Annotated in this window: 10 protein-coding genes and 1 pseudogene; 5 read left to right on the top strand and 6 right to left on the bottom strand. The window is 75.9% G+C overall.

Annotated features, from left to right (window positions below; all coding sequences use genetic code 11):
• Positions 1–367: 367 nt before the first annotated feature.
• On the bottom strand, positions 368–1,042 hold the full coding sequence (locus tag ACZ462_RS14825) for a hypothetical protein (RefSeq protein WP_467806413.1): 675 nt from the start codon (positions 1,040–1,042) through the stop codon (positions 368–370).
• Positions 1,043–1,232: 190 nt separating this feature from the next.
• Here ACZ462_RS14825 and ACZ462_RS14820 point away from each other — a divergent pair.
• Positions 1,233–1,657 (top strand): annotated as a pseudogene (locus ACZ462_RS14820) (VWA-like domain-containing protein); the annotation flags it as partial.
• 38 nt (positions 1,658–1,695) lie between these two features.
• On the opposite strand, the gene ACZ462_RS14815 reads toward ACZ462_RS14820, so the two are convergent.
• Complete coding sequence (locus tag ACZ462_RS14815; protein ID WP_467806414.1) at positions 1,696–2,496, bottom strand: hypothetical protein; 801 nt, start codon at positions 2,494–2,496, stop codon at positions 1,696–1,698.
• A 179-nt stretch (positions 2,497–2,675) separates the two neighbouring features.
• Between ACZ462_RS14815 and ACZ462_RS14810 the strand changes: the two genes are divergently transcribed.
• Positions 2,676–3,599: an SDR family oxidoreductase gene (locus ACZ462_RS14810; RefSeq protein ID WP_467806416.1), complete on the top strand. Its 924-nt coding sequence runs from the start codon at positions 2,676–2,678 to the stop codon at positions 3,597–3,599.
• Positions 3,600–3,630: 31 nt separating this feature from the next.
• Here ACZ462_RS14810 and ACZ462_RS14805 read toward each other — a convergent pair whose 3' ends face one another.
• Positions 3,631–4,683: an aldo/keto reductase gene (locus tag ACZ462_RS14805; RefSeq protein WP_467806417.1), complete on the bottom strand. Its 1,053-nt coding sequence runs from the start codon at positions 4,681–4,683 to the stop codon at positions 3,631–3,633.
• A 466-nt stretch (positions 4,684–5,149) separates the two neighbouring features.
• On the opposite strand from ACZ462_RS14805, the gene ACZ462_RS14800 reads away from it, so the two are divergent.
• Positions 5,150–5,365, top strand: a complete 216-nt coding sequence (locus ACZ462_RS14800; RefSeq protein WP_125547364.1) for a hypothetical protein — start codon at positions 5,150–5,152, stop codon at positions 5,363–5,365.
• A gap of 94 nt (positions 5,366–5,459) precedes the next feature.
• Here ACZ462_RS14800 and ACZ462_RS14795 read toward each other — a convergent pair whose 3' ends face one another.
• A complete protein-coding gene (locus ACZ462_RS14795) occupies positions 5,460–6,017 on the bottom strand; it encodes a DinB family protein (protein WP_467806420.1) in 558 nt (185 codons plus the stop codon).
• A 51-nt stretch (positions 6,018–6,068) separates the two neighbouring features.
• Positions 6,069–7,358 carry a ClC family H(+)/Cl(-) exchange transporter gene (locus tag ACZ462_RS14790; protein WP_467806421.1) on the bottom strand — a complete coding sequence of 430 codons (1,290 nt, stop codon included), beginning with the start codon at positions 7,356–7,358 and terminating at the stop codon, positions 6,069–6,071.
• Between the two features lie 329 nt (positions 7,359–7,687).
• Here ACZ462_RS14790 and ACZ462_RS14785 point away from each other — a divergent pair, with 329 nt between their 5' ends.
• Positions 7,688–8,389, top strand: coding sequence for a YoaK family protein (locus ACZ462_RS14785; protein ID WP_467806423.1), 702 nt, complete (start codon positions 7,688–7,690; stop codon positions 8,387–8,389).
• A gap of 16 nt (positions 8,390–8,405) precedes the next feature.
• Here ACZ462_RS14785 and ACZ462_RS14780 read toward each other — a convergent pair whose 3' ends face one another.
• Complete coding sequence (locus ACZ462_RS14780) at positions 8,406–9,110, bottom strand: class I SAM-dependent DNA methyltransferase (protein ID WP_467806424.1); 705 nt, start codon at positions 9,108–9,110, stop codon at positions 8,406–8,408.
• Between the two features lie 245 nt (positions 9,111–9,355).
• Between ACZ462_RS14780 and ACZ462_RS14775 the strand changes: the two genes are divergently transcribed.
• Positions 9,356–9,706 (top strand): STAS domain-containing protein, encoded by a 351-nt coding sequence (locus tag ACZ462_RS14775; protein WP_467806425.1) that lies wholly within the window; start codon positions 9,356–9,358, stop codon positions 9,704–9,706.
• Positions 9,707–9,723 lie beyond the last annotated feature (17 nt).

Below are 9,723 nucleotides of genomic sequence, written 5' to 3'. Positions count from 1 at the left end.
GCCCGGATCACCCAGCCGGACGCGAAGGGCACCTTCCGGGGATGCGCCTCCGTGGGCCGCGTGCCGTACATGGTGGCCGGCAACGGCTACTCGGACACCCTGAAGCCGCTGGGCAACACGTGGCAGACGGCCGTGGACTGGGCCGACGGGTCCTTCAGCACGGACATGAGGACTCCCCTCCGCATCACCGTGCGCGGTCGTCGATCACGCACGGTACACACGGATGGGTTCGCCCTGGCGGGGGCGCGGCCGCCGGCCCCCGGAGTGGCGCCCCGCCGCCCGCACACCATGCGGCCGTCCGGGGTGCGGGGGGCGGCCCCCGTCCTGCGGGGAGCAGGGCCGGGGCCGCCTTTGCGCCGCCTTCTGCCTAGCGGGCCTGGACGAACGCCTTGCCGTTGGCCGAGCCGTCCGTGCAGGAACGCTTCTCCGCGGCGGTCATCTTCCGGGTCTTGACCACGACCGCGTTGCTCTTGCCGTCCGTGCCGTTCTTGGCCGGGCCGGTGACCGTGTCCTGGAAGAACCAGTAGTAGTGGCCCCACTTGGGGCTGTCGTAGTGGGTCTGCCACGTGCCGGTGACCTTCTGCATCACCTGGGCGCGCGATATCCAGCCCACCTCGCCCGGCTTCACCGTCATGTTGAGCGAGCTGCTCTCGGAGTGGCTGCTCGACCAACTGTGGCTGTAACTCGCCGTAACACTCAGGTCGACGAGCCCGGCGATGTTGCCGCCCGCCGTGACGGAGACGCCGAGCGAGTCCGTCGCACCGACCGTGTCGTCCCAGGTCATCGACTGGGTCGCGTCGGACGTGCTGCAGTTGTAGAGCGAGTTCGAGACCTGGCGGAACTCGCCCAGGTACGCCTCGCCGAGCTTCGGCGAGTTGAACGAGCACTTGCCTTCGCCCGACCGGCAGTCCGCCATGAGCAGCTCGCGGGTGGGCTGGTCCGCGGCGGCCGCCGGGAGGGCCGTCGCCGCGGCGACCGCGCACGCCGACAGCGCCACGGAGAGCGCGCGGGCCGTGTGGCGCTTGACGCGGGAAGTTGTCATCGAGGTACCTCTTCACCTTGCTGGGGGGATCGGTGAACGGCCTGGCCCCGGGCGCGCGTTCGACCGCGGCCCGGCTGGGTGTTCGATCACCGCCTGTTGCGAGGTGAGATTCTTCCGATGCCCGCCGGCGCTGCGTCGAGAATGAGCCACTCCTGCCGGTCGCCTTCCCCGCCCCGCCGGACATGCCTGGCGGATCCGGCCGGGGCGGTCTACGCCGGGTCCGGTGAGCGACGACGAACTCGGGAGTGCGCTCCTCGAAGTCGCCGCGATCTGCCGGGCCGTGGGCGGCCGCCGGGGCCTGGTGACCGTACCGACCTTCGACGCCGCGGCCCGGGTGGTGGGGCCCCTGGGCCGGGCCGAGGGGATCCCGCTGGTCGGCGGCGGGGGCACGGACCTCCGCCGGGGCTTCAGGCAGGCGCTGCGCTACCGCCCCCGGCCCGACGTCGTCGTGGCCCTCACCGACGGCCAGACCCCCCGGCCGCCCGACCCCCCGCCGTGCCGGACGGTGGCGGGTCCCTTCCCCCGCCCGATGCCGCCCGGCACCCCGTACGAGGACGACCCGACCACCGGCCGGACGAGCCGCCGCGCTGGGCCCGCGTGGTCACCCTCGGCTGACCGCCCCCCCTGCGGGGCGGTCGGGCCGCGGCTCGCCGTCAGTGTGCCCAGGGCAGGCGGACCGCCTCGATGTCCGGGTCGTCCAGCAGGGCCTCGACGACGGCGGGGGGACCGGCGACCTTGGTGCCCCACAGGTCGTAGTCGGTGCAGAGGATCCAGGAGCGGTCCTCCGCCCAGAGGTTGGACGGGCTGAAGTCCGCCTCGGACAGGTCGTACAGGGCTTCGGCGTCGCCGAGCCGGCCCGCGTGCACGCGGAGGTCGTCGAAGTCGGTGGCTCCGAGCACCAGCGGGTTGTAGTAGGCCAGGCAGCGGGTGTCCGGGCCTGCGGGACTGTGCGCGGCCAGGGCGGCAACCAGCCGGCTCCAGGTCTCCCGGTCCAGGCTTCCCTCGGTCGGCGGGACGATGCCCACGGGCCAGCTGCCGTTCTTCCTGGCCGAGGGGAAGCAGCGGTGGGACGGCAGGAGCCCGTCGGGCACCATCGGATCGCCGGTCCGTCGCGCCAGCTCGGCCCAGCGCAGCCGGCGCCAGCCGGGGCCCGGGTGCCGGGCACGGCCCAGGCCTCCCCCCGTGGCGATGCCCACGGCGTCGAGGTCGGTGCCTCCGAGACGGTGCGGCCGGGTGCTCCCGTCGGCACGGCGGGCCCGGTGGTACTCGTCGTACGACACCTCGGTCGGCCCCTGCTCGTGCTCGTACATGGCGTTCAGCACCCACACCGCGTCAGGCATCGCCGGAGGCATGAACCCGGTCAGTCCGTCACCGCACACCTCCGGCAGCCAGTCGGTGGCCCCGGACGGCGCGAGCGGCCACAGGCGGGACAGCAGGTTCGGTTCCTCGGGCATCCGCTGATCTTCCCAGGCGCGTCCGGGCTTCTCTCCGGGGGGCTCGGTGGCCCGGTCGGCGGAACGAGGGGTGGTTCGGGCGGCCGGGGTGAAGCGGGGGCGTGTCGTGCCGGGATGGCGGGCGGTGGAGGGGGACGATCGGCGTCCGTCGGATCCCCCGCGGAGGAAATGAGGACGGGATGCGCGAGACCCTCTCCGGCGGTCGGCACCGGGACGGTTCGCCGTTGCGCGGGCGGGTCGCGGTCGTCACCGGCGCCGCGCGCGGGATCGGGGCGGCGCTGGCGCGGAACCTGTCCGGGGCCGGAATGCACGTGGCGCTGCTGGGCCGCGAGGAGGCGTCCCTGCGCGCCACGGCCGCCGCCCTGCCGAACCGGAGCGTCTGCTTCGAAGCGGACGTCACCGACGACGCGGCCCTCCGCGCCGCCGCCCGGTACGTGGAGGAGCGGCTCGGCCCGGCCAGTGTGGTCGCCGCCAACGCCGGCATCGCCGTCGGCGGGCCTTTCGCCGACACCGCCGCCGACCTGTGGCAGCGGGTCATCGACGTCAACCTCACCGGCTCCGCCAACACCGCCCGCGCCTTCCTGCCCCACCTGACGCGCACGCGCGGCTACTTCCTCCAGGTCGCCTCGACCGCCGCGCTGGGCTCGGCGCCCATGATGAGCGCCTACTGCGCGTCCAAGGCGGGCGTCGAGTCGTTCGCGCTGGCGCTGCGGGGCGAGGTCGAGCCGGACGGGGTGGCGGTCGGCATCGCCTACGTCCACTGGACCGGCACCGACATGGTCAGCGGCATCGACGACCACCCCGTCCTGCGGGCCCTGCGCCGCCACCAGCCGGGCATCGCCCGCCGCGTCCACCCGCCCGAGGAGGTCGCGGCCTGGCTGGCCGACGGTATCGCCCGCCGCTCCCCGGCCGTGTACGCGCCGCCCTGGCTGCGGTGGTGCCAGCCGCTGCGACCGCTCTTCCCGGTGGTGGTCGCCCGTATCGCCCGCCGCGAACTGCGCACCCGTACGCGCGCCGAACTGGCCGCCGATGTCGGCGTGCTGGGCGCCGGCGGCCTCGCGGACTGGCACGCCCACCGGTCCCCGGAGCACCGGGACGGCTGACCGGGTTCGGACGCGGACGCGCAGGCATGCGTCAGGCGGCGGCCGGGCGGTCCGCGGGCGGGCGCCTGCGCGCGGCGGTGTCGGTCAGCGACGGCGGCTGCCAGACGCCGTCGGCCCGGTAGAGGTCGGTGCCGGGCGCCACGATCTCGTCGATGCGGTCGAGGGCCGTGTCGTCGAGCAGGAGGTCGGCCCCCTTGAGCAGCGAGGTCAGCTGGTCTCCCGTGCGCGGGCCGATGATCACCGAGGTGACGGCCGGGTGGACGAGCGGGAACGCGACGGCCAGCTCCGGGAGGGTGCAGCCGATCTCCTCGGCGAGGGCGACGAGCTGCTCGACCGCCGCGAACTTGGCGGCGTTGCCCGGGAGGGCGGGGTCGAAGCGGTGCGGGGTGCGCGCGGCGCGGCCGGCGGTCAGGTCCACGGGCCGGCCCTGCCGGACGGCCCCGGAGAGGAACCCGGACGCGAGCGGCGACCACGTCAGCACGCCCATGCCGAGGCGCTGCGCGGTCGGCAGCACGGACCGTTCGACGCCGCGCGCGAGGATCGAGTACGGGGGCTGCTCCGTGCGCATCCGCATCAGCCCGCGCCGCTCGGCGACGTGGTGCGCCTCGACGAGGTCCTCCGCGGGGAACGTGGAGCAGCCGAAGGTCCGGATCTTCCCGGCCGTCACCAGGTCGCCGAGGACGGACAGCGTCTCCTCGATGTCGGTGGTGTGGTCGGGGCGGTGCACCTGGTAGAGGTCGATCCAGTCGGTGTCCAGGCGCCGCAGGCTGTCCTCGACGGCCTTGAGGATCCAGCGGCGGGAGTTGCCGCTGCGGTTGCGGCCCTCACCCAGCGGAAAGTGCACCTTCGTGGCGAGGACGACGTCGTCGCGTCTTCCCTTGAGCGCCTTGCCGACGATCTCCTCGCTCTCGCCGGCCGAGTACATGTCGGCGGTGTCGACGAAGTTGATGCCGGCGTCGAGGGCGGTGCGGATGATGCGGGCGGCGTCTTCGTGGTCGGGGTTGCCGACACCCCCGAACATCATCGTGCCGAGGCAGTGGGTGCTGACCTCGATGCCGGTCTTGCCGAGGACGCGGTAGCGCATGCCGGTGCTCCGTCGCAGGTGGGGGGTGGGGGCGGCGCCAGTCTAGGACTTGGAGTGCGCTCGACGGCAAGGGGCCGCAGGGCTGGGTACGTTGGCTGCCCCCCTGGCCTGGGAGCGGCAACGTCCCCGGTGGGGTGGCGGCGTGTCTCGGCCTGTCGTGTGCGGCGGTCGTGGACGGGGCGGTCCCGCTCGTTCCCGAGGACGGGCAGGCCGTGGCGTGGACTTCTGCGGCGGGGGCGGGTCGGCTGGTTTCCCGAGGACGTGGCGCGGATGCGCCAGTACGCCGGACGGCTGCGCTGCGCCGCCACGGGCTGAACTCGGCCCGGATCGGCCTGCATCGGGCGGCCGTTCCGGGGCAGGAGCGTGGCTGTGAAGTCAGTTCGGCACAGCGTTTCGCCCCCGCGGTCCGCCGCGGCGGCCGGCGTGCCGGCCCAACCACCTCGCCCGAACGCGGAGGGAGCACCCCATGCGCGGCATTGGCGGCTGCATCGCACTGATCCTGGTGGGGGCGATCCTCACCTTCGCCAGCGACTGGAAGATGGAGGGCGTCAACCTGGACGTCGTCGGACTGCTCATGATGGGCGTCGGCATCCTGGGTTTGGCGGTGTACGCGAGCGTCCTGCGGCGGCGGCGCGTCTCGGCGGTCGTGCCGGTCGTCGAGGAGACCCGGGAGCGCCCATGACCGCGGCGCCGCCCCCCGCCGGTGCGGCGCGGCCGGGCGCCCGCCGTCCGGACCCCGCTCCGGGTGGGTCGGCCGCGAACCGGTCAGGGCCGGGTCACTGGCCGACCCTGCCGTCGACGCACTCGCGCAGCAGGTCGGCGTGCCCGCAGTGGCGGGCGTACTCCTCGATCCTGTGCACCATCAGCTCCCTTACCGCGATCCGCTCGCGGCCGACCCGCTTGCCGAGGTCCGCGTGGCGGGCCAGTGCGGCGTCGGTGGCGGCCTGCTCGCGGGCGAGGTCGGCGTACGCGGCGTCGACCACCGGCTGTTCGGCGACAGCCCCTTCGAAGTCCGCGTCCTTCGGGCCGTACAGCCGGGGCAGCGGCTCCCCGTCGGTGATCCAGTTCTGCCAGTCGCGCTCCACCTCGGCGAGGTGCCGGACCAGGCCGAGCAGGGACATCGTCGACGGCGGGACCGAGCGCCGGGCGAGCTGTCCGGGGTCGAGGCCCTCGCACTTCATGCGCAGGGTGATGCGGTAGTTCGCCAGGAAGTCCAGCAGGGTGGCGAGTTCGCCGTCCCCGCTGGACTCGTTGTTGCGGGGGTCGTCGGCGGGATCGGCCCACATGTCGGGGTGAACGGTCGCCTTCGTCCACCGCTCGGGCTGCTCTGTCATGGGCGCATGATCACCCGCGGCACCGCGTCGGCGCCAGTGGGTTTGCCCGCGTCAGGGGCGCTCGCGCATGCGGCGCCGCAGGCGGTCGTAGACCGGCTCGCTGCCCAGCCGGTCCGCGGTGAGCGTGGCGGCGAAGCACGCTGCCAGCAGCGGCAGGACGAGCGAGGTGGCGCCGGTCATCTCCACGACGAGGACGATGCCCGTGGCGGGCGCCCGTACGACGGCGGCGAACAGGGCGGCCATCCCGACCACGGCGAACGCCGCGGACCCCGCCGCCCGGCCCGGCAGCAGCGGCCCGGCGGCGGCGTGCGCGAGGGCGCCCCACAGTGCGCCGACGGCCAGCAGCGGGGCGAACAGTCCGCCGGGCGTGCCGGCGGCGTAGCTGAGCGGTCCGGCGACGAAGCGCACGGCCAGGTAGGCGGCGAGGACGCCGACGGCCGGGCTCCAGCCGGCCAGGAGCCGTCCGCCGAGCGGGTCGCCGCCGCCGGCGAGCAGCGGGTCGAACGCCATCAGCAGTCCGACGGCGGCCCCGATCAGGGCCGCGAGGGCGACGGCGGGCACCCGGGTCGCGAGCCGGTCGGACAGGGTCAGCGTGCCGGTGACGAGGCCCGTGTACGCGGCTCCGAGCAGCCCGGCGGTGGCTCCGAACAGCAGGAAGACGGGCAGCAGCCACACGGGCGGGGCGGGCGCGTCGGGGAAGGGGAAGATCGGCGCGCCGCCGGCGATCAGCGCGGAGACGGCGGTGGCGGCGGCCGTGCCGACGAGGGTCATCAGCACGAGCCGCGGCCGCACGGACCGGGTGACCTCCTCGCAGACGAACAGCAGCCCGCCGAGGGGCGCGGCGAACGCCACGGCGAGGCCCGCGCCGGCGAGTGAGGTGTGCAGCAGCCGGGTGTCGTCGGCCCCCAGGCCGGTGCGCCGGCCGGCTTCGGCTCCGATCACGGCGCCCATGTGCACCGCGGGGCCCTCCCGTCCGAGGACCAGCCCGGAGCCGATCGCGAGGACACCGCCCACGAACTTGGCGGGGAGCAGCAGCCACGGCGTACGGGCCTCGCTCTCCCCCCGCCAGACCGCTTCGACGTGCTGGATGCCGCTGCCCGCCGCGTACGGGACGCGCCGGGCGATGGCGCAGGCGAGGGCCGCTCCCGCCGCGGTGAGGGCGACGGGGACCAGCCATCCGGGGCCGCCGAGCCCGGCGGCGGTCTCCAGTAGGCGGCCGCGCAGTGCGTCGGCCCGCTGCAGACACCACCGGAACGCCCCTCCGACCAGGCCCACCAGGCAGCCGGCGAGGGCCGCCACCAGGTGGGCGCGGCAGGCGCCGCGGAGCCGGTGCGCCGTCACCGCGGCCGCCCCACCGCGGGGACGGGGTGGGGACCCGCCATGTGCCGACCTCCCGTGCCGAGCCTGCGGGCGTCCGTCCGCGGTCCGCTCCGCGGGCGTTCGGCCTGCCGTCCGTCCGGGCACCCGTCCGCCCGTGCGTCCGGTCCGTGTGCCCGTCCGAGCGTGGACCGCTCCCGGCGGCCGTCGTCGGGAAGCGCGCCGCGGCGCGGTGCGATGCGCCCCGACCGGACCACGTCCGCGGCGACGGCGTTGCGGCGCCGCGCCGCCGGTGCGGCGGCGGACACTGGGGGCGTCGGGCCGCGCGTCGGGCCCGGGGACCGGGAGGGGCCGTGGAGCCGAAGACCGCGTCAGTGCTGGCCCCGTTCATGGTGGTGCTCACTCTGACGACGGGGCTGGTGGAGGCGGCGAGCCTGCTCGCGCTGGGGCCGGTGTTCACCTCCATGCAGACGGGGAACGTCCTGTTCTTCTCCTTCGGCCTCGCCGGCGAGGGCGGCCTGTCGGTGGTGGCGCCCGCGACGTCGCTGGGCGCGTTCCTCGCGGGGGCCGTGGCCGGCGCCCGGCTGGAGACCCGGCTGGAGGCCGACCGGCGCCGCTGGTTCATCCTCTCGCTTGTCGTGGAGGCGGTCCTGGTCGGGGCGGCGGCCGCCGCCGCGTGGGGGGTCCCGGCGGTCCACCGGGCGCCCACGGGCCGGCATCTCGCCGCGGTCGGCGTCCTGTCGGCCGCCATGGGCGTCCGGAACGTAACCAGCCTGCGCCTCCAGGTCCCGGACCTGCCGACGACGCTGGTCACCCGGGCCATGACGGCCCTGCTCGCCGGGTCCCTGCTGGGCCGGGACTCCTTCCTCGCCCGCGGCACGGCCGCCACCGCGCGCCGGGCCGCCTCGGTGGGCGCGATGTTCGCGGGCGGGCTGGCCGGCGCACTGTGGATCCGCGCCGGGTGGCCGGTGTCCGGGCTGCTGCTCCTGACGGCGGGCACGCTCCTGGTGGTCGCGGCGGCGTACGTCCCGGGGCCGCACCTGCGCACCGGGTGAGCAGGGGGCTACCGGGCTACGGGGATCCTGGGAGCCAGGCGCGGACGACGAGGGTGCCGAGGTCGGCGGGGTCGGGCGCGGGGAGCACCGCGGCGTCGACGCGCTCGAACCCGGCGGCGTGCAGGAGGCGCGCCCACGTGCGCGGGGTGTAGGACCAGCGGCGCACGGCGATGGGACGCCCGCGCAGCCCGCCGGGGTACATGCCCTGCGGGCCGTGGCAGCCGGGTACGGCGGGCGCGTGGCTGAAGGCGAGCAGTCCGCCGGGGTTGAGCCGGTCGCGGATGAGGGGGAGCAGGCGGCGGGGGTCGTGGAACCAGACGGCGCCGAACCGGGACACGGCCGCGGCCCAGCGGCGCTCCGTGCCGGCGAGGAAGGCGGCGGCGTCGGCCCGGTGGAACTCGGCGGGCAGTCCGGCGCAGCGGGCGCGGGCGGCGTCGATGTGGGCGGGGGCGAGGTCGACGCCGGTGACCGGGATCCCCCGGCGGGCGTAGTGGACCAGCTCCAGGGCCGGGCCGCAGCCGAGCTCCAGGATGTCGGCCGGGTCGCCGAGGTGCTCGGGGCCGGGGCCGTGGCCCGGGTACTGGGTCCAGCCCCGCCAGAGGCTGTCGTCGGGCCAGTCGGGGACGCCCCAGCCGGCGGCGTAGCAGTCCCAGTAGCCCTGGGTGCTGCTCGCGTCACGGGCGGGTGCGTCGGCGGGTCGTGCGGTGGGGGCGTCGGTCACGGATCCTCCCGGTGAGTGGCGCGGGCGGCGTGCGGGAGCCGCCTGCGGGCGGACCGCCGCCAGGCTACGGCCGCGCGGAGGACGCCGCGGGGGTTCCGCGGAAGCGGCCTGCGGGAGCCGGAGCACGGTGCGGGCGGGCGGGGCGCGGAGGCGCGGCGGGCGGGCGGCGGCGGGCGCGTACGCGGGCGCGCGGGGCATGGCGCACGGTCCGCGGGGCAGATGCGCCGCGTACGAGGAGGTGCGCCATGGCTGTCGACGAAGAGCGCACAACGGTTCCCGCGGCCCCTCCCCCGCCCGGGGCGCGGTGCGTGGTGCGTGTGAGCGGCGAGATGGACCTCGGCCACGTGGCGGAGCTCCGCACGGCGCTCGACGCGGCCATCTCCCGGGCGCCGGACCGCGCGGACGTGGTGGTCGACCTCCGCAACTCCTCCTTCTGCGACTCCTCGGGCCTCAACGTCCTGCTGGAGGCGAGGGAGAAGGCCCGGGCCGACGGGCACGCCGTGCGGCTCGCGGCGCCGAGCCACCAGATGCTGCGGCTGCTGGAACTGACCGGGGCGGTCGAGCTGTTCTCGTTCGGGCCGGCCGCCGCGGACTGAGCGGCGGCCGGTTGCCG

The sequence above is a fragment of the Streptomyces sp. NPDC031121 genome (assembly GCF_055570615.1).
This window is presented reverse-complemented; position numbering and strand designations above follow the sequence as displayed.

Bases quoted from the DNA above. Each gene is read 5' to 3' on its own strand.
- ACZ462_RS14825 (WP_467806413.1), bottom strand. From the start codon at position 1,042: ATGACAACTTCCCGCGTCAAGCGCCACACGGCCCGCGCGCTCTCCGTG.
- ACZ462_RS14815 (WP_467806414.1), bottom strand. From the start codon at position 2,496: ATGCCCGAGGAACCGAACCTGCTGTCCCGCCTGTGGCCGCTCGCGCCG.
- ACZ462_RS14810 (WP_467806416.1), top strand. From the start codon at position 2,676: ATGCGCGAGACCCTCTCCGGCGGTCGGCACCGGGACGGTTCGCCGTTG.
- ACZ462_RS14805 (WP_467806417.1), bottom strand. From the start codon at position 4,683: ATGCGCTACCGCGTCCTCGGCAAGACCGGCATCGAGGTCAGCACCCAC.
- ACZ462_RS14800 (WP_125547364.1), top strand. From the start codon at position 5,150: ATGCGCGGCATTGGCGGCTGCATCGCACTGATCCTGGTGGGGGCGATC.
- ACZ462_RS14795 (WP_467806420.1), bottom strand. From the start codon at position 6,017: ATGACAGAGCAGCCCGAGCGGTGGACGAAGGCGACCGTTCACCCCGAC.
- ACZ462_RS14775 (WP_467806425.1), top strand. From the start codon at position 9,356: ATGGCTGTCGACGAAGAGCGCACAACGGTTCCCGCGGCCCCTCCCCCG.